This window comes from Paenibacillus sp. tmac-D7 (assembly GCF_006519665.1).
Taxonomy (GTDB): domain Bacteria; phylum Bacillota; class Bacilli; order Paenibacillales; family NBRC-103111; genus Paenibacillus_G; species Paenibacillus_G validus.
Map to the genome: position 1 here is coordinate 37,595 of NZ_VIDW01000028.1, position 22,324 is coordinate 59,918.

The window sequence follows — 22,324 nt, forward strand, 5'->3', positions numbered from 1 at the left end:
CACCCCTAATTGCGGTGTTCTCTTCTTATATATAAATATAATTTAAAAACCGGCCGTTATCTCAAAACCTAACGGTCATGACAAAATGTAAAGAGTCGTGTTACGAGCCGAGCGAGAAGCGGGTTTCCATTCCTATTTTTCACCATCAGAGCCTCGAAGGAAGGGGTTGGGAAGTCTTATGGCTGTATGAATTGGTGAAACGGTGCAAGTGAGAGGATGTTAGGTGAACTTTTTGGCTTATAATTGTAGGGTATGCTTCTCCTTGTCGAGAGGCGAAAAATCAAGTATGTTGGCTATGAACAATCTCAGGATGCCGCATTATTACTAAAGGGGTTGGTTGTATGCATCGCCGGTTGGTTTCCGATTATTCCAATCAATTGCATCAATTATTGGTCTCCGTCTCAAGGCATTATTATTTTGGCAATGATGGATATTTGAGATACCAGAAAAAACCGTTGGACGTTGATCTGAAAAACGCACTTAAGTCACGCAAAGAACATCTCATTTACTATATATTGCGCGATCACTATAGCGGGACGTTTGCTTTTCGGATGGCTACGACAAGAAGGCCGCTTCCTCTCGCAGATTTTCTTTATTATGCCTGGAGCGAGGAGAAGAAGGAAGAAAAATTTATATACGGATTGCCGGACGCATTATTTGTACCGAAGACGGTTACAACCGACGGCTTGTTTGCCGCGTTGGAAAGTCTGGCTATTATGCCGTTGCACCCACAAAGCGGCTTTGCTTCGGGTGTCAGAATCTTTCGGGATATAGAACAGCTGCTATCCTATTATTTGAGTGAAACAGTGGATCATACACTGGAAGGAGTGGACAAACTTCGTCTGAAAGTATGTCAATATTTGATTGGTTCGAAGTTCAATACATGGAAAGAAAGCTTGCCAAAGGAGCATCATCCTCGGTCTGTTCCGGACTATGATGATTTTACCCAGCATTTTATTACAGTTGATACCGGTCTTTTCAAGATAGAGCAAGGTAAACATAGACGATACGACAAGACGGTGCTTGAATTGGAGCTTCCTTCGTTTGACAGAGAAAAGCTGGATCAGGCGCAGGAAATGATTTATGATGCATGGGACGAGATGAGTAGAAGCAAGCGTCTCTCGATGGCACGAAAAGCATTGTTTCTGTCGCCATACTGTGCGGATGCCTATAATTTGTTAGCGGAACATAGTGAATCTTCGGAAGAACGAATGGAACTGTACGAGCGGGGGGTGAAGGTGGGGCGTCTAGCTTTGGGGGAATCGTTTTTTGAAGAGAATGTAGGTGAATTTTGGTGGCTTACTGAGACCAGACCATATATGAGGGCACTGGCAGGACTGGCGGAATGCCTCTGGAATAATGGACACCGGCAAGATGCCATTGCGAATTGTCGTGAGTTGCTCCGATTGAATCCTAATGACAGTCTGGGAATTCGCTATATACTGGTAAATTATTTGCTGGCTGAGGAAATGAATAAAGAAGCTGACGAATTTCTGTCAGACCATAAAGAGGCTACATGCTTTATGCTGTATAGTGAAGCTTTGCTTTCTTTCCGTTGTAAGAGTGCTCGTAAAGCGGCCGTATCGTTGAGTAAAGCTCTCGAATCGAATTCTTTTGTTCCCGCTTATTTACTAGGTGAGAAGCATATTCCATATATTAAACCTGATGCTTACTCGCGGGGGAGTGAGGAGGAAGCGATTATTTACGCCTCATTCGCCCTCCATTCATGGAAAACAACACCCAGCGCGTTAGATTGGTTAGCTGACCGAGCGAATCGTGAGAAGATGGGATGCAATTTGTAATGTATTAGTTGATCCAAGACAGGTGCAGTGCAGCAGCAGCCTTTCAATGATTAGTTTGGAGTTTCCGTTTTTTTGATCCTGGATTTGGACGACGCGTATGCGAATTGTTGAAATTATTGGAATAAGCTCACAAGATAACTGAAAATGAGGTGACTTCAACATATGAATGTCCAAGAGAACGCCCTTTTTGCGGCGTTTTCTTTTTATTATAGATATATTCAAAAAGCCGATTGCCCTGAAATATCAGCGCAACCGGCTTTTTGCGTGAAAGGAGAAGCATAAGATGACCAAGGTGATCGCCCTTGCCAATCAGAAAGGCGGCGTGGGCAAGACCACAACGGCGGTCAACCTGGGGATCGGTTTGGCAGCCGATGGGAAAAAGGTTCTGCTGGTCGATGCGGACGCGCAAGGCAACCTGACGGATTCGTTAGGGTTCCACGAACCGGATAATTTGTCGGTATCTTTGGCCACATTGCTGGCGAAAACGATGCTTGAAGAACCCTATGAGGCACGGGAAGGTATTTTGCATCACCACGAAGGCGTTGACCTGATGCCAGGCAATATTGAACTGTCTGCTGTTGAAGTATCGCTCGTCAATACGATGAGCAGAGAAACGATTTTGCGTTCGTACATCGACTCTGTTAAAGCCGATTACGATTACGTACTGATCGATTGTATGCCGAGTTTGGGCATGTTGACCATCAATGCGCTGGCTGCGGCAGATAGCGTCATTATCCCCGTTCAGGCGCATTATTTGCCAGCCAAAGGAATGACCCAACTGTTACAGACCATTGCCCGTGTACGCAGGCAGATCAATCCGAAGTTGGTTTTGGATGGCGTGCTGCTCACGATGGTAGACAGTCGGACGAAATTTGCCAAAGACATTTCCTTTATTCTTCGGCGCGACTACGGAGACAAGCTGCGCGTGTTCAACACCGAAATTCCCTTATCCGTTCGCGCGGCGGAAACAAGCGCCAAGGGGAAAAGCATCTACGTCCATGATCCGGATGGGAAAGCTGCGGAGGCTTATGCCGCCTTTACGAAGGAGGTGCAGAGCATTGGCAGCGAAAGACGACATGCGCGCCAGCATCAAACTGACCACAGTCGCTGATTTATTCTCCACCGAGGAGAGCCGCGCCGACCAGCAGCGGGAAAAGGTGATGGAAATACCATTACCAGATATCAGCGATTTCCCCGGCCATCCGTTCAAGGTAAAGGCTGACGAAGCGATGTTGGAAATGGCAGACAGCGTAAAGCAATACGGCGTTCTTGTTCCCGGCTTGGTACGACCGAAGGCGGACGGCGGTTATGAAATGGTAGCCGGGCATCGTCGAAAAAAAGCGAGTGAACTGGCTGGCAGAGAAACGATGCCCTGCATTGTCCGCGAACTGGACGACGATCAGGCAACGATCATTATGGTGGACAGCAACCTGCAACGGGAAAATATTGCGCCAAGCGAGAAAGCATTCGCCTATAAGATGAAGTTGGAGGCGATGAAAAGACAGGCGGGCAGACCGAGTAAAGAAAATTCTACCCAAGTTGGGCAGGATTTACGAGGCAAATATTCAGTTGAAATTTTGGCAGATCAGGCAGGGGAAAGTCGCAATCAAATCCAGCGCTATATCCGTCTTACCGAACTAACCCCCTCCATTCTCGAAATGGTAGACGATAAACGGATCGCCTTCAATCCGGCCGTAGAACTTTCATACTTGGCCGAAGAAGAACAGAAAGCCCTGTACGAAACGATGCAGTCTGAAGACTGCACGCCTTCGCTGGCGCAGGCGCAGCGCATGAAAAAACTGAGTCAGGACGGGCGGCTTAACGTGGATGTCATCTTCTCGATTCTCACAGAGGAGAAGCCGAACCAGAAAGAAAAGATGACCATTCGGCGCGAGCGGATCGACCGTTTCTTCCCGAGGGACTTTACCGAAAAGCAAAAGGAAGATCTGATCGTACAATTGTTGGAAAGCTGGTATAAAAAACGGCAACGGGAACAGGAACGTTAACCTGTATCCTGTTCGGCAGGCACTCTCCCTTAGGACGGAGAGCTTTTTTATGCCCATTTTTGGGGAGGCGATTCATGATGTATTTCACAAGAGGGAGGCGTCGTCAATATGAGCGCCTGATGCAAGAAAAGCCGGGGTTCAACCGCGTTGAAGTTTTGGAGGATGAGACCGAGGAGCCGCACACGCGAAACAAGAAATCTCGTGAAGCCAGTCAATCAAAACGAAGCCGGAGAACGAAGAATGACCGCAACTTTCCAGGAAATGAGGACGGACGATGGAAGAAATGAAGCGAATGGTGGACAACTACGAAGTCGTTCAGGCCATCTCCATCGGGAAGGTGGAAGTGCTGCTTGGCATAAACGAAACCAATGCCGAGCGTCCGTACATGGTTTGTTATTGCACCCGAAACAATTCGTTGGGTGTCGAGCAATTTTACGCGAATGCGGCCGGCGCGGATTATCTTGAGGCCATGCATGACTTTATTTCCCGCGTGCAATGGGAACTGGAGGATCTCAAAGAAGAAAGGGCCAGTGTCAAGGTACCCTTATCTCCCCTTACCCAAGCACAATGCCAGCCGATTCGCGAAGACATGCGCATTGACAACCAGGTTGTTGTCATCCGGCCGGAACGGTTGCGACCCGAATATCGCACCGCAGTTAACCAGCTTGTGCTGGCGCTAAGCGGGTTTGGCACCTCTGCCTATTCCCGAGGTCGCGCCGTTTACGTGTTAAATCTGTATACCGGTGAGGAGGCTCGCTGGAATCGCGAGGATTTTATGGGTCTGATAAAACCGGAGCATATGCCCGCATGGGCGCAAGAAAAACTGGAGCAGCATCAGGCTGTAACCCAGCAAAAGCCGAAGCGCCGTGACGAGGTCCGGTAAGAGATGCAATTCCTAATATATAGGAGAAAGGAGACGTGAGCGATGTCGTGGACGTATCGGCACCGCAAGACGCTTATTATCGCCGCGATTGCCGTAAGCGTTTGTTTACTTGTGGCTGCGGCCATTTATTCTCTGATAAAGCAATCAGAGCAAGAGCAGAAACAGCAGCAAATCAAGGAACAATATGAAAGGCAAATCAGGGAACTGAAAACGATAGAGGAACAATCGCGCAGAAGCGTTTGGACTGTGGCGCGCACCATTCCTGCCGGTGACACTGTGGAGGCGGAAGACCTCAAGTCAGTCCCGATGCCTGCGAATCTGGTGCCGCAAGGGATGATTACCGATCAGAATGCGGTCATTGGCAAAAGCGCCAAAATCGAATTGCAGCCAGGCACACCGCTGATGCCGTCCATGCTGTACGAGAGCGCGCCGATCCCGAAGGATTTGCGGGTGCAGGAGTTTCATGTCATTCAGCTTCCCTCCAATCTGCAAAAGGGACAGTACATCGACGTGCGAATCAACTTCCCGACTGGCGAAGATTTTGTCCTGCTGGCGAAGAAGAAGGCGCGGGAGTTGTCCGGCAATGTCATCTGGCTGGAAATGAACGAGCTGGATATATTACGGACTTCAAGCGCGATCATCGATGCCTACTTGCAAGGCGCGCGGCTGTATGCCCTGCCCTACATCGAGCCGGGCTTGCAGGAAGCGGCGGTGGTCAATTATCCCGCCAATCCGAAGGTGTTAGACTTGATGGCGCATGATCCGAACCTGCTCGAAAAAGCGATAACCGAGCTTGCCCGCCAGCTTCGCTCGACACTGGACGGCAATCTGAAGGCGATGAGCGAGTCGGATAAACTGCGCGTAACAAGCGGCAGCGTAACGGTTCAGCAGCAACTGCAAAACGAACGGATCGTCACGCGGCAAGGCAATGCCATGCAAGAAGCGGTTCCATCGCCGCAACCGGCAGGCGCAACGGCTACGGTCGATCACGAACCGCCAGCCGCGCAGCCGCTACCTTCCCCTTCCGTTCCGACAACGACGAATGAGAATCGGCCGGAAACGTCAGCGGAGTCAACGCCATCTGTTTCGACAGATCCGGCACCAGCTTCGCCGTCTGAAGAGCCTGCAAAAATGGATAAATTGGAGCACATTTTTAATCAGTGAAGGAGGCCGTCATGAAAAAAGTCGTGTTTTTCGGCGCGCCGGACAAAAGCCACCTGCTCCTTGTGCTGGGCAAGCTGCTCACGGCGATGGAGCGAAAGGTGCTGATCGTGGATTCCACCCTTGCCCAGTCCATGCAAGGCTATTTGCCGCAAGTAGAATTTGGCTATTCGCTGCGGGAATTTGAAGGCATCGATGTGGCGACCGGGCTCATCACGCGAGCGCAATTGGAACGTTCCCTGCTTCAAGCCGGAGGCGAAGCGGCCTACGATGTCATGCTGCTCGACACCGATCACACCGAATTTGTGAAAGGACGAGAGCTGCCGGGCTATGACAAGCGGGTTTGGTGCAGCAATTGGAGCCGGCTTGGCATGCATAAAAACGCGGAGCTGATGCAGCGGCTGTGCCTTCACGAAGCGGAGGGCCGGCCGCTGTCGTTTTACAAACTGATAGCCCCTACCCTGCCAACCGCCATACCCGAGACCTATATCGATTCGCTGCTGCCGCAGCAGTTTGTACGCTGGGAGGACACCGTGTTCCGCTTTCCACTAGACGAACGGGATATGTCGGTCGAACTGGACAACCAGCATCATGGCCGCATCGACGTCAGGCGGCTATCCGGGGCGTATCGCCGGAACGTGTTGGACATGCTGCAACAGTTGTTTGAGTGCGATGCCAAAACCGCCCGGTGGGCATGGGCGCGATCCCGAAGGCGCGCGTAAATTCGGTAATGTTGCACGAAAGGAGATGAAGCAATGGGTTTTACCGTGGTGTTTTGGAGTCCGGTTTCGGGACAGGCCGGTACGACGAGCAACCTGATCGCCGCAGCGGCGCTGCTCGGACTCGAATATTCCTCGCGCCTTTTGTTGCTTGGGCATTTGCAAAGCGAATACGCGGCCATCGAACGCAGCTTTTACCCGAGACGGTCCTGGATGAGCAAAGCGGACGCCCCGCCTGACGCGGGCATCGACGCGCTGCTCAGGCTTTTGCAAAACCGCAAGCTGGAACCGAACAGGTTGCGGGATTACACGCTGCCGCTGCTCGCCGACCGACTCGACATCCTTCCGGGATCGAACAAGCCGGATGCATCGTTTGTTTCCGCCGCACAGGAATGGCTTGCGCCCCTTCTGGAACTGACAAGGCGCACTTACGATCTGGTATTGCTGGACGGCGGAAGCGGCAACCAGTCGGCGTGGACACAGTCGCTGCTGCGTCAGGCGGATTTGCTGGTCGTCAATCTGCCGCAAAACTCGCTCAAACTGGAGCAAGTTTTTCCGGCTCTGGAGGCGCAGCTTCTGTCAAACCGGAAGCTGATGCTTGTATACGGACAATATGACCCTCGATCGGCTTTGACCATCAAGAATATGATGCGCCAGTTCCATCGACGGGAGCCTGCGTACCCGATTGTCCATAATACGGGCTGGCTGGATGCTACCCATCAAGGAGACTCTATCCGCTTTATTTTTCGTAACCGGCAGGTGCCTCGCGATCATGAAAACTATCTGTTTATGCAACAGGTGCGGGTATTGGCGCAAACGATCATCCAACACGTCGGACTGAACAAGCTTCTTTTCGGCGGGAAGGAGGAAGACCGATGATGTTCGTGCTAAACGGATTTCTTATGGCTGGAATCCTCATCGTGATCGGCGTCCTGCTCTATTTGCGCATGAGCCGCCGCTTGCCGGAGCAGCCGGACGAAAAACCGGTCTATACGCTGGAGGCGATGACTGCGTTTGTGAAAGAGGCGCTGCACGAGATGACGAGCAGCAACCTGATCGACTTCGGCTTGTCGGAAGAAGAATACCGCCGCCGCAAAAACAAGCGCGCGGAACTCAAGAAAGCGCTGCGGGGCTGCACGTCCGGGGATTTGCGGGACAAGGCGTATGTGAAGCAGGTCATCGCCGATTTGCTCGAACAGCGCTATATCTTCGACGATAATAACCTGAATCGGCTTCTGCCGTTTGACGATCCGAAAGACTTGTCGCCGCAAGATCAGTTTGACATCCTGCTCTATCTGTTTAAGAAACAACATCGATTGAGAGCGCTGGATGAACTGATCCGCCAATACGAGCTGGATCGTCCCAAGCGGAGCATGGAAGACGAGGAGACCGAGTCGTACCGGATTACCGCCGACGAAATCCGAGATATTTACAAGCAGGAAGCGCCCAAGCTGTCTGCCGGGGACAAAACGCAGATCGTTGTGCAGCGGATATACCAGCATTACAAAGGGTTTAGCGTCATCGACGAAATCCGCGATATGAAAATCGACGGCGTATCGGGCGGCGTCTCCGGCATCCCGCCCTCGATGTGGGAAGGCGAATGGAGCTTGGAGGAAGAAGCGCAGCTTTCCGAGGTGCCGAGGTCGCATGACAGCGTATGGCTGTTTTATAAAGGGAAATCCATTCATTTGAGCTTCCTGTCCTTCGGCTCGGAGCAAGAACTCCGGCGCGTGTGCAAGAACGTATACAAACATAATTTTCCCGGTCAATTGTCCGAGGCGAACGGCTTTAAGGTGAACGAAATGGCCGATGGCTCCCGCGTCGTCGTGCTGCGCCCCCGGTTCAGCGAATCGTGGGCTTTTTTTGTGCGCAAATTCGATGTGCAAAACGCCACGCTCGAACAATTGATTCAGGACGACCATGCGGAGCTTCCCATCGGACTGATCAGATATCTCGTCATGGGCGAGCGCATAACGGCCATTACCGGCGCGCAGGGCAGCGGCAAGACGACGCTGCTCACGGCTATGGTGCGCTACATTCCGGCCATCTTGCCGATCCGGGTGCAGGAAATGAGCTTTGAGCTTCAGCTGCGGAAAATATACCGGGATCGCAACATTTTAAGCTTGCGGGAAACGGAAACGATCTCCGGGCAGGACGGGCTGGACATCCAGAAAAAAACGGACGGCTCGGTCAATATTTTGGGAGAAGTGGCGACCGACCCGGTTGCCGCCTGGATGGTGCAGATGGCGCAGGTCGCTTCGCTGTTCACCTTGTTTACGCATCATGCCAAAACGTTCCGCGATCTCGTCTATTCGCTGCGCAATTCGCTGCTGAAGACAGGGGTGTTTACGAACGAAAGAGTGGCCGAGCAGCAGGTCGTCAGCGTCATCAATTTCGACATTCACCTCAGGCGGGACGCGGACGGACATCGCTACATCGAACGGATTACCGAATGCGTCCCGGAGGAGCAGGAAACAGCCTACCCGGAGACGTTCCGCCACAAAACGACGACCGAGGAGAAAATGACGGCGTTCATGGAGACGATGCTGGAATATTTCCGCCGCTCAACGGACCGCCCGCTATACGTCGCGCGGAACGTCATCGAGTACCGAGACGGATGCTATGTCGCCGTTCATCCGTTGTCCGAGCGAAACCGCAAGGAAATCGCCGCATGCCTCGCCGGGCCGGACCAGGCGGCGTTCGAAGCGTTTTTGGCGGTTCACTGGGGGGATAGCGATGAAGATTGAATGGCTGTCCCTGTTGCTGGGCGCAGCGACGGTGCTGTTCCTCGCGATGGTGGCGGCGTTTCAATGGGTATCCCGCCACGGTTCGGACGTGGAGGCCGTTCGGCAGTATGAAGCGTTGCGCAAACCGGGCAAAGCCCGCAAGAAGCAAGCGCTGCACAGCGTGTTGCAGCAGCTGTATCGCCTAAGCGAAAGTGTACCGATTTTATGCGGTTATTTGCTTCAACTTCGCAAACGAATGACCATTCTCCAACTTGGCGACGAATGGAAGCTGCGGCTGGAGACGATGAAGTCGGCGCTCCTCATATGGGGCGTGCTGCTCGCGGCGGCTGTTCCGCTGGCTATCGGCGTGCGCGACCCGGCCGCGCTCGGCATGATTGGCATCGGCTTCTGGGTTGGCCACGGAATCCTTTCGGACAATCTGGTCCATCGGCTGGAGACGCGACTGCTTCGGCAACTCCGGCATTTTTTTTCGGATGTGCGTCATCATTATCATCGTCACGGCATGGTGGAAGAAGCCATTTATGAAGCGGCGGACGGCGCGCCGTATGAGATGGCGCTGCACGGACACGAAATATACGAAGTGCTCACGGCAAGCGATGCCGAGCATCGGCTGGCGCAATATATCGAGAGCGCGCCGAACCGCTATTTGCAGGGCTTGGCCGGGCTGTCGCATCTGGTGAAGGAATACGACGACAAACGAACCGCAACCGGTTCCGTGTACTTGAAGGCGCTCGGGAAGCTCGCGACCGAACTGAATCTAGAACTGCTGCGCCGCGAGCGCCTCAGTTTCCTGTTGCAAGGACTGACCGCCATCACGCTGTTGCCGCTGCTGTTTACCCGGCCGATCGAAGCTTGGGCCAGCCATTACTTTCCGGCCATGGACGCCTTTTATGCGAGCACGACTGGCTGGATCGTGAAAATCGGCCTGATGGCGGTCGTATGGCTGTCCTACGTTCTGCTGCGGAACATTCAGGAACTGGACGCGAGTCCAAAACCAACCGGCCGAAAAAGATGGGAGAAACGGGTTTACGAATGGCCTTGGATGCGCTGGCTTGTGCATCGTTTCGGTCCCGCCCCCGGTTCCCGGGAAGCTGACCGCATGGTCAAGCTGCTTAAAGACACCGCATCGCCGCTTCGTCTGGAATGGCTCTATGTGCAGCGCATCGTGGCGGGTGGCATGGCTTTTCTGGCAGTGCTCGGGATGTTTATTACGCTTCATGCCGCAAGCCGGCATCAAATCCTGTATGCGCCGGTAAAGCCGGGCATCCTGTTCGGCCAACTTTCGCCGGAGGAGGAAGCCAAGGCGCGCGAGGCGGCAGCGCTCGATCGCCGCATCATCGATCGCGTAAAGGAGGTGAAGCATCGCACCGAAGAAACGGTGATGGCCCTGCTCCGCAGCGAAACGCCGACGGCGAATCAGGACGATCAACTTCGCGCTGCGGCTCGGCGCATTATGGGCAAGCTCACGAAGCTGGACAATCAGTATTTGAAGTGGTGGGAAGCGCTCCTCGCCGCTCTCGCGGGATGGGGCGGCTACGCTATGCCGGTCGGCGTTCGATTGTTCCAGCGGCGCATGCGGCAGATGGAGATGAAGCATGAAGTGGATCAACTGCATGCGGTCATCGCCATGCTGGCGGATCTGGACCGGATGTCGGTCGAGCATCTGCTTATCTGGATGGAACTGTTTGCCCGCGTGTTCAAGGAACCGCTGCAAACCTGCTTGCTCCATTTCGAACAGGGCGCGGACCAGGCGCTGGCGCAGCTGAAAGAGGATGCGCCGTTTGTGCCGTTCGTCCGCACGGTCGAAAAGCTGGAGCTGGCGGCGCAAAGTTTGCCGATTCGGGAAGCGTTCGACGATCTGGAGTCGGAACAGGCTTACGCGCAGGAGCAGCGCAAACAGGAGTACGAGCAATTGATCGAGCAAAAGGCAGGCTGGGGAAAATGGATCGGGTTTGCGCCGATGATGGCTCTCATTTTCGGCTATCTGGTCATTCCGCTCGTCATCGTCAGCTTGCACCAGATGTCCGTATACTACGAACAGCTTCAGCGCATTCAGTAAGCGGACATGTTGCGGCGCTTTCCAAACGGGAAGTGTCTTTTTATTTCGAATTTCATTTGAAGGAGAGATCGGTTCATGTCTAACGCGCAAAAAGCACTCGTGATGGCGGCAGGCATTTTTCTTGCCATCGCGCTCATTACCCTCGCCGTCGTATTGTTTATTTCCGCGCAAGACTCCACCAAGGCGGCGCAAAGCAATTTCAGCAATATCCAGACGGAGCTGTCGCAAACGGCGTTTACGGTGTACGACAACACGACGTTGTCGGGCAGTCAGGTGGTCAACGCGCTGCGCAAGTTCAGCGATCAAGATCAGTTCGGCATTCAGATCGTCACCGGGAAAAATCCGGCAGGTCAGTGGTACGGCAAGGTGATCAACACGGGTGTTCCGATCGACAGCGTGACCTACGGCTCAGTGGTTGGTGAAGCGCCGGGGCAACTTAGCCATGCGCTCGATGAATCGAATGTGAACTACGTCAATCCGAGCGGCAAATTTCGGGCGCAACTGGTGCACGACAGCAGCAACGTCATCCGCGGCATTGTGTTTCGGCAGCAGTAAGCGCCCGTTGCTGAAATCACAACGCTGATGGGGCGTCCTTTCGGGTATAGACGGACGCCCCGGCGTTTCCAAGGAGGAAACCGATGGAACATGCCCCCAGAACGATGCTGGAAATGAGCGTGGCCTGTCTTCTCTTTCTGATGGCCGCAACGAGCGGACTGCTGCTCTTTCAAACCGGGGCCGCGCTGAACGCCACCGCCTATGTGTCGGGAAAGTCGCTGGACCGCAACATGCAGATGACGTTTTCGCCGATTGCCGGCGACGGCACCGTATCCGGCGCAGAGGTAGCGCAATCCGTTGCCCGGCTGGAGACGGGAGACGCGGAAATCGTGGTGGACGGCGTTCGATACGTGCCGCCGCTCGATCGGGACCAGTTCGTCCCCGCCGGCATTCGCCTGAATGCCCGGTATACGGCAGTCACCCAGCGTGATGCGTCCGGACAACTGCTGCGCCTCATTTTCGCTTCACGCTAAGGAGAATGCCATGAACAGTTTCTCGAAAGTTTTCGCGGTGCTCATTGCCGTTTTATTGCTCTATCTCTACCCCATTTCCGCAGCCTTCGACCAGCAGGACGATATTTCGGAACTGGTCGTATTGAAGGCGACGACAACGTTTGTGGATGCGGTGCGGGACAAAGGCTTTGTGTCGCCGACCATGTATACGGACTTTATGGAGACGATTGCGGTAACGGGCAACACCTTCGATGTGCAAATGGAACACGGCAGCAAAAAGTACGTGCCGGTTTACGACGACCCGACAAGGGCGGATACGTTTCGGGGCAGCTACGAAGTGCATTACGACAAGTTTTACAACGCGCAGATTTTGCCTGTTCTGTTCCCAAATAGCGCGGCTGCAAAAGACGATCGTGCGCGACGCTACAAGCTGCGGGTCGGCGACACGTTTGCGGTCACGGTCAAAAATAAGAACCGGACTCCAGGTACGATTCTGTTCGATTTTCTGAACCAGGCCATCAGTCCGAACGAAAAAATCTTCATTCCTTACGGCGGGGTGGTGCGCAATGAGGCTGATTGAATGGGCCATTGTCGGGGCGCTCATTTTCCTGCCGTTTGCGACCGTGAACCGGATCGAGGTCGAAACGCAGCGGAAGGCGCTATTGACCGAGCTGCGCTATAACGCCGCGCTGGACGCAGCGGTGGATGACGCGGCGCGGATGTTGACCGTCAATACCGACCAGCGGCGGGAGACGCAATACGAATCGGCCAAGCGGGTGGCGCTGAACAAGGACGAGGCGATTGCCGCTTTTTTTCGGACGCTGTACGCAAGCTTCGGCATTGCCGACGATCCCGTTGCGCAAGGCGTACTGGGTCGGTATATCCCGGCTATTGCGGTGATTGGTTACGACGGTTTCTACGTCTATGCCGAGGAGGAGTGGACGGGAGCCGACGGGAACACGGAACGGAAACCGGTTTGGGGAGCGAAGAAGCCGTATGCCTACGCCGATTCATCGGGCAACAGCCTTTCGTTCACGCTGGACGATTTCGTCCTCGCTTACGATGCGGGCAGCCGGAGCTGGCACGAAGGCTTGCGGGCCGACGTCGGGCAGCAGACGAATATTGCGCTATTAAAGGATGCGGAGCGATTTGAGCAGGTGCGTCGAAGCACCATCGTCCGCGCAATTGAAGACGAACTCGCCTACCGAATCAACAAACACAACGAATCGGTTTCCCGATACGGCTTTTCTTACACCTTCACGCTGCCGACCATTTCGCAGGAGGAATGGCACAATACCGTGGATGACGTCGGGGTGCTTGCCTTTATCCAAGGCATTCCGATGGGAGGCAAGTTTTACAACAATTATGCGCTCGGCGGAAGCCGCGTGCTCAAGAAGCCGGAGATTTTCGGGGCCAGGAAAGGAAGCATGAAGGTGTATTATCGCAGCACATGCGGCTTTGCTTATCCGGTGGAAGAGACGTTTTCCAGCGAACAAGCGGCCGCGCAAAAAGGCTATATGCCGCTGGACTGTCCTGTCTCGCCATCTTAACGAGACGGCGGTGATTTCGGAAAGTGGACACGCCGTCAGATCGGCTCTATGATGAACCTGACAGTCGAAATCTTCCAAACTTGTCATGACCCCTATTAAGAGAGGAGCGAATGGCGTGAGAAAATGGATAATTACAGGACTTGTCGCCGCGATGCTTTGCAGCTTGTTCACCGTAACGGCAAGCGCGGCGAGCCGACTTCCGTCCTTTGTCGGCGTCGTCATGGACGGACAAAAAATCTGGTTTCCCGATGCGCAAGCATTTGTCGATGAAAACAATCGGACGCTCGTGCCGGTTCGATTCATCGCGGAAAAGATGGGCGCAAACGTAGGCTGGGAGCCCAAAACCATGACCGTACCGATTGAGCGGGACGACCTGCATATTGTGCTTACGATCGGCGATAGCAGGGCGCTCGTCAACGGCAAAGAGGTGGCCTTCGATTCGAAGGCGATCACCAGCGGCGGCCGGACGTTTGTCCCGCTGCGTTTTGTCAGCGAAGCGCTGGGGGCGGAAGTGAATTGGGATAGCCCGACATCGACCGTATTTATTTCCACACAAGAAGACGCCAATGCAAAGTACGATGAATGGGGCCGCCTGATTCGCACAACCCATTTGCCGAAGAACGCGAAAGATTACCCGTACATTCTGGCCGATGTGCCGAATGAAGCGTATGAGATGGCCTATCCCTACTCGCATCCTACGGACAGCAAAGTTTCATCGGTATTGTATTCAACCATACCGGAATTCAATAAGAAAAACGTGGATATATGGATGAGCCGACTGAAAACGTTTGGTGCACTCTGGCTGAACGTGGATTACAAAACGATTGACGATTCTTGGGCGCAGGCGGTATTTGCCACGAAGGTGCAAAGTTCCAATGCGGAATTGAAATACATCCGGCGGTATGTGGATTGGGTTAAAGAAAACAAGATTCAAATTGAAGGATACCTTGATCCCGAGCCTTCCATGATCTATCGGAACGGATTCGGCGATAATTATATCCGATCCAAATTCAGGATTAAATTTGTTTCGTTTAAGGAAAGTAAAGACTTGCTCTATGATGAAAGGTTCCCTAACCAACAATCTTTTGAAAAGGGAATTTGGTATGAAGGCTACACCGATATCTCGATGTCCACGAATGTGGGAGGCGATTGGGGGCCAACGTTGAAAGTAAGTCCGAGCGCTAGTTTATTCTACAACCATACGATTAAAAGGATGGAGTAGAGATATGAACAAATTGCATAAACGATTCTTGAGCATGCTGCTGGCATGCTTATTTTTGTTTTTCTCCATTCCAACCTCTGTTTTCGCGGGACCTCCCGATGTCAGAACTGAAAATGGCACCATTAAATTTAAGATCACCAGTACGGCTGCAACATCGTCCATTAAATACAGAACCGTGGGTTGGACGGTGCGCCGTGACCAATTATGTTCGAATACGACGCCCAAGCAGTGCGGCGATCCGAGAAGCGGCAAACACGCTTCTTTTTTGGACCAGCAAGTACGGCAAGTAGGACAGGAACCGAATCCGCCCATCCCCGGCCAGCCTGTCACGACCTATTACGAAGTCAGCGAGGCGCTCGTCACGGAAGGCATGTGGAAAGCGGGCATGGGCGACATCAAAGACAACGACGACTTATATTTGTATGCCATCATGGTGTCTATCGACGGAAACGGCAACGTGCGCAAAGGGCCCTTTTATACGCTGGATGAGATCAAGAGGGCCGAACCTTGGGCGCATCCGGACGACTTGGACGATTATTTCGGCATTCATGTACCCTATCGAAGCGCGGAATTTCCCGTTGATGTCATTGCGAAAACCGTGAACGGAAAAGTCATAGAGCAACCGCAAGCTACGTTTCTAAAGGGCAAGTACAAAGTCGGGGAAACGATCGATCATGAATTTCCCGAAACAATTGAGGACAACGGAAAAACGTATACGATCGTTCGCTCCTATTTATCGCCCAAGCAGGACCCGACGCGGAAAGACTGGCTGCAAGAAAATCCCGAAACGAATCCGAAGGTGCGAACGAGAAGCTTTACGGTACATCTGGGCGGAACGGACGCGGTTGCCGAATACGCAGAGAACAATCCGGTGAAGGCCATCTATCAAAAAGAAGACGGCACCAAACTCAAAGAAGTGGACAAAGGCGTTTTCGCAACCGGCGAGGAAGCGAACCATACGTTTGAAGGACAAATCACTTCCGGCGGTCAGACGTATGAAATCATCCGCTCTTACATTACGAACAATAACAAACCCGACGAGAAGCTGTTCGTTCTGGAAAAAGGCGACCCGAAGCTCAAAGAGCGCTCCATTCTGGTGGGATCGGGCGGCTCCAACTTTATCGGCATTTACAAAATTCCCTCCTCGGTAACGGTCGCGTCCCGGATTGAAGCGCCGGAAACGGTCGACCAAAACGTGACCGAAGTGGACGGGGATTTTGTTTTTGAAGTCAAGTCGCTAAAGAATTTGAAGTCATACGAAATCACGGATATTCGAAATGCCAGGCTCGTTCAAACGGGCGACAAAACCGGAAACCTCTCCGGCACGTCAACGAGTAAAACGATTCCGATCAAAATCCCGTTCACGTCCGGCGACAAAGTGAGCGTGCAAATCACCGTCGTTGTGAAGGATGTGGACGGCAATACGGGGGACTCGACATCTGATCATACGGTACGCAAAGGCGACGGCGGCGGAGAACCGCAGCCCGGCGCTTCCCAGCAGGCCGAAGCGATGGAGCCGAACGTTTCTGCCGTCATTCAGGCGGATGCGCGCGGCGCAGAAAAATTTGATGTGCTGCAAGGCATTCCGACTTCAGAGAGCCTGTATGTGAACGCTTTGGCCAAATCGTACTTGTATCGCAACACGTTCATGGAAACGAGCGGCACGAAGCAATACCCGATTCAGGTGAGTAAAACATATACCCTCACCTGGACGGAGACGCGATCCGGCCCGCCCGATGCGGACGGGAATCCGACGACCATTACCGTTCCGCGTTCAGATACACAGACGGTCAGCAAAAACTATTCGATTGAACGCAAGTACAGCTTCTGGACGATTCAAAATCTCGAAGTGTACGGCATTCAGAAGGCGACGGTCTCCAATTATGCGCTTCCGTCGGGAACGGTTACGCTGGAGCCGAATGGCTATGCGCCGCCAACCGTTTCCGCCGCGCATGATGCGTCGCTCAACGCGCATATCATCGATCCGGTCTATTCGAATGTGACGCTTCCCGGACAAACGATTTCCGGCGGCTCCAGGCGGCCTTCCGTACCAAACGAGGACTGGACCAACGAGGCCGAGAAAGCCATCGGCAAGATCAAGGTGAAAAATGACTCATTCGTTTTTAACGGAAATACAATCATGGACAATCGAATCGTTGAGGAAAAAGCACCGACGCCGGGGGCGATACCGGCCCCGCCGATGATTGGGCAAGATGTGCTGTACGGCAAAGGTTATCTCATTGACGCTTCCAAAACGAACAAAGCGAATCAGCCGAGTACCGGCACCATAACGTATTCCCTGATTAAAGGCATCGGTGGCGGAGCAAACAAAACGTTTTCCATTGTCGGCATCAACCCGGTAACCGTGCATACGCCGGTGGTGAACTACGCCTCGGTGTCGGACGATCAGGCCCACAACCAGAAAACGCAGCCGACTGCCGGGCGGTCGGCGCTCATTCTGGACCGGCCCTTCACCGTGACGATTCCGACAAGCGGCCCGCACAAGGACATCAAGGGCTACGGCAATCGGGATTATGCCAAGTATGTGAGGGACAAGCAGGTACGCTTTCCGTTCGATGTGTACAAAGCGGATCGCACGTCGTTCGTCCCCAAGGACACGTGGGTGTCCATCCCGGTCGGTCAGTTGCAGACGACCTTCTACTTGCCCGTTTGGGTGGACGAGGGCCATTACGACGTGTTATTCCGAACGTTTGCCGAGAACAGCCCGGCTTCCTTCACGTCCCAAATGAATGCCAACCTGGACTTGTCCAACCATGTGGCTGCGCAGGCGGTTCCAGTGGAAGTGATCGGACGTCTCTATGATTTCCGCATCACCGACATTGCCGATTTTGCCTGGGAATCGGTGTTTCGCACCCAAAAAGGCAGCGCGACGCCGACAGGAAACGCCTATTGGGTCGGCACGAAAGGTATTGACGGCGCACCGCGCGGCAACACCCCTCCTTACGTGCTGCCGGTACGGCAAGGCAGTCACCCGGAGAGCGGCAAGAAAAATGTTGCGGTCAAAACGGGTTACCATTTCAAATTCGAAGTCATGACGAAAGGCAACATGTTCGGCTCGGGCGACGGCATCCTCATTACACCGACGTTTTATTTTGTGGACAGCAAGGGGAAGAACAGGCAAGAAGTCGATCTTTACTATCATTCAGGCGGTCAGCGTTTTATTCGTATCGGCTCCGGCGACGATGTGGAGAAACGGTATGTGACGCTCGACGCTCGCCTGCGCAATGTGCCGAAGCAGGAGTTGACCGACACAGCCGCAACGCTTTGGTCGCTAAACGGTTCGCCCGGAGCGAGGCAGACGTTTATCGATCAATATGTAAAGGATGCGCAGAAGCCGACCTATGTGGGCGGCTACGATATTATGCTGCTGCCGCCTCAGCTTCGGACGTTTGTCGGAAGCACGCAGGTGCCCTCCGGCATCGATGCGGCCCGCGCAAACGCTTCAGTTCAGCGATGGCGGGGGGACTACAGCGTGCCCGCCGCGCCGTACGTGGTGCCGAAAGGCTTCAATCTGGCCGAGTACGGCCGCACGCACCGGCTGGACGACAATGCGCCCGTATTTCTGAAGGATGGGTACATCATCGTCAATTTCAACATCGAAACGATCCGCAATCAAGACTTGAAACATCCGCATCTGCAATACAAAAACGCGCCGCTGGACAATCAGTGGCGAATGGAAGGGTTTCAGCGCAGCTTCGTCGATCCATACGGGGCAACGTTCTCCCTGCTGGACGGCGGCGACGTCGTCTTTTATCATGCCAATTTGTCCAGCTACGACGATTATGGCACAGGGGGAACCCACTAGAGGACATTTCTATACCAGCCGGGAGGAAAAGAACATGCTGGAAAGACTGCAAACGGCCGCTTCGGAGGACGCGGCCTATTATTTCTCCGCCTCGATCGAGAAGGATACGGAACGGGGTTGCATCGGGCACTTGCGCGGTTATTTTGGCAGCAGCGGCGAGACGTTCTGGTCAACCTGGTTCGATTTTGCGCCAACGCTAAGAACGCCGGCTTTCCGGGCGGAACTGGATTCGGTTGTGCAGGCATTGACGAAGCAGGGACTTCTTCAAAGCCGCAGCCGAATGCATCAACTTTGCATGTTGCATCCGGAGGCCCGATTATCGGGGGCGTGGCATTCCGGCGTATACGGCTTTTGTTTTCAAACCGCACACCATCGGTATTACCTGCGTTGTTTCCCGCATGCGGGAGACTACAATTTCTATCTGTACTGCTATGTTCGGCCGGAGCGTTTGTCGGAACTGTCATCCCGCTCGCCTCATTCGGAGGCACTGCCCGGGAAAAAATCGAAGCCGGAGCGGTAGCGTCTGCTGAGGAGGAAGCCTATGAACGATCTCATGCGGTATAAGATGCTGGCCGAAGCGTTGGTCCCTCCTGCCGCGAAGCTGCTGTACAGCTACCTGATGGATCGAGCGGGCGGACGGCATGGTTCCGTCGTGTTGTCCGGCCAAAAGCTGGCTTTGGAGGTGGGTCTTTCCCCTTCGACCGTCCGTCGCAATCTGCATCGCTTGCAGCATATCGGACTCATTCGGATTATGGCTCGCTATTCCGAAGAAGGCATTCGCCTGGCTAATCAAATAACGTTTCTGTAAGGGAGGTGCTCTCGTGACAGCCAAGTTGCAGCGCATCGTCGAACTGGCTGCCAGCACGGCTCGCACGGTGACGAATCAGCCTGACCGCTGGGCGGATTTTTTGCGGACGGCGGCTTGGAACTACAAATATCCGTTTCAGGATCAACTGTTAATCTACGCACAACGTCCGGACGCAACGGCCTGCGCGCCGATTGACGTCTGGAACAAGCGGCTGGATCGCTGGGTAAAGCGCGGCGCGAAAGGGATTGCCCTGATCGAAGATCGGGGAAACCATCTCGGGTTGCGCTATGTGTTCGATGTGTCCGACACCCAAAGCAGGCGTCAGCCGCAGGTGTCGCTTTGGCGGTTGCAGGACAGCGACACGGCTCATGTGATTGAGACGCTGGAAAATGCTTTCGGCGGGCCGGATGAGATCGAATTGCGTGCGGATCTGCCTGCTGCGTTGCTCGCTGCTGCGCGGAATGCGGTGGATGACAATAGCGCCGATTATGTGGCGGAGTTGATGAAAGAGCGGGAGCACAGTTTGCTGGAGGACCTGGATATTTCGCATGTGGAGCTGTTGTTCAAGCAAGCTGCCGAAAAGGCCGTCGCTTACATGGCGATGATCCGTTGCGGGTTGAACCCCGCACATTATATTAGCATCGAGGATTTGTCCGGCATCGGGTATTTCAACACGCTTCCTGTGCTGTCCCACTTGGGCGCAGCGATTAGCGATGTGTCCGAGATGATGCTGCGGGAAGTGGAATCGACCGTCCGGGCGCTGCGCCGGGATGCACAACGTGCGAATGAGGGGCAATCGCTTCATACCCTTGCAAGACCCGATTCCTTGCCGCACAATGAAGCTACCCTACAAGAAAGGAAGGATGAACATGGAACTGACGTACACGCCGCAAGGGGATTATCTGCTGCCCAACCTGACGCTGAGCGAAGCGGAGACGACCATTGGGAAGTACGGCATGATGCGCAAGACGTTCCTGAAAACCGAGCGGAAGGGCATGTACGCCCATCTGATGTTGTCGGAGCAGTTGAACCGGCATCTGGCGGACATCGACCGGACGGCGCGGGAGCAGATCGACCGGACGATGCAGGAGATGCTTCGGCTGAACCCGGCACCGGACAAGGCGAGCGATCCGCTGGCCTGGACGGGACACATGAACAACCTGAAGCAGCAGGCGGAGGAACTGATTCTCGCGGAACTGATCTATCATTAAGATGGTTTGATCGGGAAACAGAGGACAGAAGTCTTCCGTTTTTTCACGACCATGCCTTTATCAATGATATGCTTCGATCCGCGCCGCTGCGGGAAAGCAAGACGGATATTGCAGCGTTTTTCCTTGCTCATGAGGATGAGCGCGATCGCGTGTTGTATGTGCGCAGTTTGTTTCCGGCTGGCATCACCGAACTGACGCTTGATCAAGGCGTACGAGCAGGGTTTGAACCGTATCTTAATGTTTTGCATTTGTGGACGGGTGCGGCGGATGAACGAACGGCGCAAAGCTTTTACGATTGGGGTGTCATCGCCGGGCATATCGCCAGCATGATGCTGTTAAACGAATTTGACTTGTCACGAAGGACAGAACCATCCATCCGGCAACAGACGCTGTGGATGGAACAAGCGGAGGACGCAAGAGCCTCCGCTTTTTTCATGCCGCAAGCGGTCATTGACGCTATTTTGCAAAACGGCAGCGGTTTTGAGAACGGCAAGTTTCGCATTGCGCTGCATTTCATGCAGTCGCTGTCCGCACAGGAGAACGCCGATTTCCTGAAACGGGAATACGGGACCGGCGGGCGTCTTCCCGCGCTGATCGGCACGGATATTCACATGAATTATGACAGCAAAGGCATCACGCTGACCCGCGGCTCCATCATGAACCCGGATACGCAGGTGGTGCTGCCGTGGATGAAAGTGCAGAAACGTATCGGCGAACTGCTGGCAGCGGGTCGTTACTTGAACCGGCAGGAAGCCGAGCGATTGCCCGCCTTTGCGGAAGAACAGGAGGAAAAGCGGCGGCTGCAAGCGGCGGAAATGGCGAAGCACGATGTGCCGCAGCCGGATGCATCGTCGGTGCTTTCCCGACCAGACGCACAAGCGGAACCGGAACACACGCCGGTGAATCGGGAACGGGCGCGCTACGGTTATGACGCAAGCAGCACTGTCTGGATCGGTGCGGACGAATATGAAATTGTGCAACTGGAGCAACGAACAGTGGTGCTGCAAGACCGTCAGTTCCCGCTCTTCATCAAAGAGTTGAATCGCTGGGATTTTGAGCGAATGCTGCGCGAAAACCCGCTGAACGATCATCTGATTACCGGAGAGCAGGAGCAGGAGCCGGAACGGTCTGACGAAGCGACATGGGAAACAGTGGAAGATGCGGTTTCACCGGAAGAGCCGGTGACGGAGGGGCCAGAGCCCATATCGCAGCCAGACACTTCCCTTTCCCCTGATCCTGTGGCCGGCCGCACCGCGCCAGCCCGTCCGTCTGTACCGGCTGTCAACTACCGGATTACGGATGATGAACTGGGGCATGGCGGCG

At 54.0% G+C, this 22,324-nt stretch carries 19 protein-coding genes; 18 read left to right on the forward strand and 1 reads right to left on the reverse strand.

Features of this window, described 5'->3' with window-relative positions:
* Positions 1–341: 341 nt before the first annotated feature.
* The 17 genes from FKP33_RS18275 (at position 342) to FKP33_RS18360 (ending at position 19,790) form a co-directional block, all read left to right on the forward strand.
* Complete coding sequence (locus FKP33_RS18275; RefSeq protein ID WP_141335981.1) at positions 342–1,802, forward strand: hypothetical protein; 1,461 nt, start codon at positions 342–344, stop codon at positions 1,800–1,802.
* Between the two features lie 283 nt (positions 1,803–2,085).
* Complete coding sequence (locus FKP33_RS18280; RefSeq protein WP_141335982.1) at positions 2,086–2,913, forward strand: ParA family protein; 828 nt, start codon at positions 2,086–2,088, stop codon at positions 2,911–2,913.
* Positions 2,861–3,808: a ParB/RepB/Spo0J family partition protein gene (locus FKP33_RS18285; RefSeq protein WP_483874541.1), complete on the forward strand. Its 948-nt coding sequence runs from the start codon at positions 2,861–2,863 to the stop codon at positions 3,806–3,808. The genes FKP33_RS18280 and FKP33_RS18285 overlap by 53 nt, the downstream gene beginning before the upstream one ends.
* Positions 3,809–4,082: 274 nt before the next feature.
* On the forward strand, positions 4,083–4,691 hold the full coding sequence (locus tag FKP33_RS18295) for a hypothetical protein (RefSeq protein WP_141335984.1): 609 nt from the start codon (positions 4,083–4,085) through the stop codon (positions 4,689–4,691).
* 42 nt (positions 4,692–4,733) lie between these two features.
* Positions 4,734–5,855, forward strand: coding sequence for an SAF domain-containing protein (locus FKP33_RS18300; RefSeq protein WP_141335985.1), 1,122 nt, complete (start codon positions 4,734–4,736; stop codon positions 5,853–5,855).
* Positions 5,856–5,866: 11 nt separating this feature from the next.
* Positions 5,867–6,574, forward strand: coding sequence for a hypothetical protein (locus FKP33_RS18305; protein WP_141335986.1), 708 nt, complete (start codon positions 5,867–5,869; stop codon positions 6,572–6,574).
* A gap of 33 nt (positions 6,575–6,607) precedes the next feature.
* On the forward strand, positions 6,608–7,450 hold the full coding sequence (locus FKP33_RS18310; RefSeq protein WP_141335987.1) for a CpaE/TadZ family protein: 843 nt from the start codon (positions 6,608–6,610) through the stop codon (positions 7,448–7,450).
* Positions 7,447–9,318, forward strand: coding sequence for an ATPase, T2SS/T4P/T4SS family (locus FKP33_RS18315; RefSeq protein WP_141335988.1), 1,872 nt, complete (start codon positions 7,447–7,449; stop codon positions 9,316–9,318). The genes FKP33_RS18310 and FKP33_RS18315 overlap by 4 nt, the downstream gene beginning before the upstream one ends.
* Positions 9,308–11,377 carry a hypothetical protein gene (locus tag FKP33_RS18320; RefSeq protein ID WP_141335989.1) on the forward strand — a complete coding sequence of 690 codons (2,070 nt, stop codon included), beginning with the start codon at positions 9,308–9,310 and terminating at the stop codon, positions 11,375–11,377. The genes FKP33_RS18315 and FKP33_RS18320 overlap by 11 nt, the downstream gene beginning before the upstream one ends.
* A 75-nt stretch (positions 11,378–11,452) precedes the next feature.
* Positions 11,453–11,932, forward strand: a complete 480-nt coding sequence (locus FKP33_RS18325; RefSeq protein ID WP_054798840.1) for a hypothetical protein — start codon at positions 11,453–11,455, stop codon at positions 11,930–11,932.
* A gap of 83 nt (positions 11,933–12,015) precedes the next feature.
* Positions 12,016–12,405 (forward strand): hypothetical protein, encoded by a 390-nt coding sequence (locus FKP33_RS18330; protein ID WP_054795910.1) that lies wholly within the window; start codon positions 12,016–12,018, stop codon positions 12,403–12,405.
* A 10-nt stretch (positions 12,406–12,415) separates the two neighbouring features.
* Positions 12,416–12,964: a hypothetical protein gene (locus tag FKP33_RS18335; RefSeq protein WP_141335990.1), complete on the forward strand. Its 549-nt coding sequence runs from the start codon at positions 12,416–12,418 to the stop codon at positions 12,962–12,964.
* Positions 12,951–13,934 carry a hypothetical protein gene (locus FKP33_RS18340; protein WP_127608059.1) on the forward strand — a complete coding sequence of 328 codons (984 nt, stop codon included), beginning with the start codon at positions 12,951–12,953 and terminating at the stop codon, positions 13,932–13,934. The genes FKP33_RS18335 and FKP33_RS18340 overlap by 14 nt, the downstream gene beginning before the upstream one ends.
* A 115-nt stretch (positions 13,935–14,049) precedes the next feature.
* Entirely contained in the window at positions 14,050–15,156 is a 1,107-nt protein-coding gene (locus tag FKP33_RS18345) for a copper amine oxidase N-terminal domain-containing protein (RefSeq protein ID WP_244932952.1), read from the forward strand.
* Positions 15,157–15,160: 4 nt separating this feature from the next.
* Entirely contained in the window at positions 15,161–18,982 is a 3,822-nt protein-coding gene (locus tag FKP33_RS18350; RefSeq protein ID WP_258313482.1) for a DUF5704 domain-containing protein, read from the forward strand.
* 34 nt (positions 18,983–19,016) lie between these two features.
* Entirely contained in the window at positions 19,017–19,502 is a 486-nt protein-coding gene (locus FKP33_RS18355; RefSeq protein ID WP_141335991.1) for a hypothetical protein, read from the forward strand.
* A 21-nt stretch (positions 19,503–19,523) separates the two neighbouring features.
* Positions 19,524–19,790 carry a helix-turn-helix domain-containing protein gene (locus FKP33_RS18360; protein ID WP_141335992.1) on the forward strand — a complete coding sequence of 89 codons (267 nt, stop codon included), beginning with the start codon at positions 19,524–19,526 and terminating at the stop codon, positions 19,788–19,790.
* Positions 19,791–19,938: 148 nt separating this feature from the next.
* Here the strand turns inward: FKP33_RS18360 and FKP33_RS27755 are convergent, their stop codons facing one another.
* Positions 19,939–20,595: a hypothetical protein gene (locus tag FKP33_RS27755; protein WP_258313483.1), complete on the reverse strand. Its 657-nt coding sequence runs from the start codon at positions 20,593–20,595 to the stop codon at positions 19,939–19,941.
* Positions 20,596–20,659: 64 nt separating this feature from the next.
* On the opposite strand from FKP33_RS27755, the gene FKP33_RS27760 reads away from it, so the two are divergent.
* Entirely contained in the window at positions 20,660–21,001 is a 342-nt protein-coding gene (locus FKP33_RS27760) for a TnpV protein (RefSeq protein ID WP_258313484.1), read from the forward strand.
* Positions 21,002–22,324 lie beyond the last annotated feature (1,323 nt).

Bases quoted from the DNA above. Each gene is read 5' to 3' on its own strand.
- FKP33_RS18275 (WP_141335981.1), top strand. From the start codon at position 342: ATGCATCGCCGGTTGGTTTCCGATTATTCCAATCAATTGCATCAATTA.
- FKP33_RS18280 (WP_141335982.1), top strand. From the start codon at position 2,086: ATGACCAAGGTGATCGCCCTTGCCAATCAGAAAGGCGGCGTGGGCAAG.
- FKP33_RS18295 (WP_141335984.1), top strand. From the start codon at position 4,083: ATGGAAGAAATGAAGCGAATGGTGGACAACTACGAAGTCGTTCAGGCC.
- FKP33_RS18300 (WP_141335985.1), top strand. From the start codon at position 4,734: ATGTCGTGGACGTATCGGCACCGCAAGACGCTTATTATCGCCGCGATT.
- FKP33_RS18305 (WP_141335986.1), top strand. From the start codon at position 5,867: ATGAAAAAAGTCGTGTTTTTCGGCGCGCCGGACAAAAGCCACCTGCTC.
- FKP33_RS18310 (WP_141335987.1), top strand. From the start codon at position 6,608: ATGGGTTTTACCGTGGTGTTTTGGAGTCCGGTTTCGGGACAGGCCGGT.
- FKP33_RS18315 (WP_141335988.1), top strand. From the start codon at position 7,447: ATGATGTTCGTGCTAAACGGATTTCTTATGGCTGGAATCCTCATCGTG.
- FKP33_RS18320 (WP_141335989.1), top strand. From the start codon at position 9,308: ATGAAGATTGAATGGCTGTCCCTGTTGCTGGGCGCAGCGACGGTGCTG.
- FKP33_RS18325 (WP_054798840.1), top strand. From the start codon at position 11,453: ATGTCTAACGCGCAAAAAGCACTCGTGATGGCGGCAGGCATTTTTCTT.
- FKP33_RS18330 (WP_054795910.1), top strand. From the start codon at position 12,016: ATGGAACATGCCCCCAGAACGATGCTGGAAATGAGCGTGGCCTGTCTT.
- FKP33_RS18335 (WP_141335990.1), top strand. From the start codon at position 12,416: ATGAACAGTTTCTCGAAAGTTTTCGCGGTGCTCATTGCCGTTTTATTG.
- FKP33_RS18340 (WP_127608059.1), top strand. From the start codon at position 12,951: ATGAGGCTGATTGAATGGGCCATTGTCGGGGCGCTCATTTTCCTGCCG.
- FKP33_RS18350 (WP_258313482.1), top strand. From the start codon at position 15,161: ATGAACAAATTGCATAAACGATTCTTGAGCATGCTGCTGGCATGCTTA.
- FKP33_RS18355 (WP_141335991.1), top strand. From the start codon at position 19,017: ATGCTGGAAAGACTGCAAACGGCCGCTTCGGAGGACGCGGCCTATTAT.
- FKP33_RS18360 (WP_141335992.1), top strand. From the start codon at position 19,524: ATGAACGATCTCATGCGGTATAAGATGCTGGCCGAAGCGTTGGTCCCT.
- FKP33_RS27755 (WP_258313483.1), bottom strand. From the start codon at position 20,595: ATGAAGCGATTGCCCCTCATTCGCACGTTGTGCATCCCGGCGCAGCGC.
- FKP33_RS27760 (WP_258313484.1), top strand. From the start codon at position 20,660: ATGGAACTGACGTACACGCCGCAAGGGGATTATCTGCTGCCCAACCTG.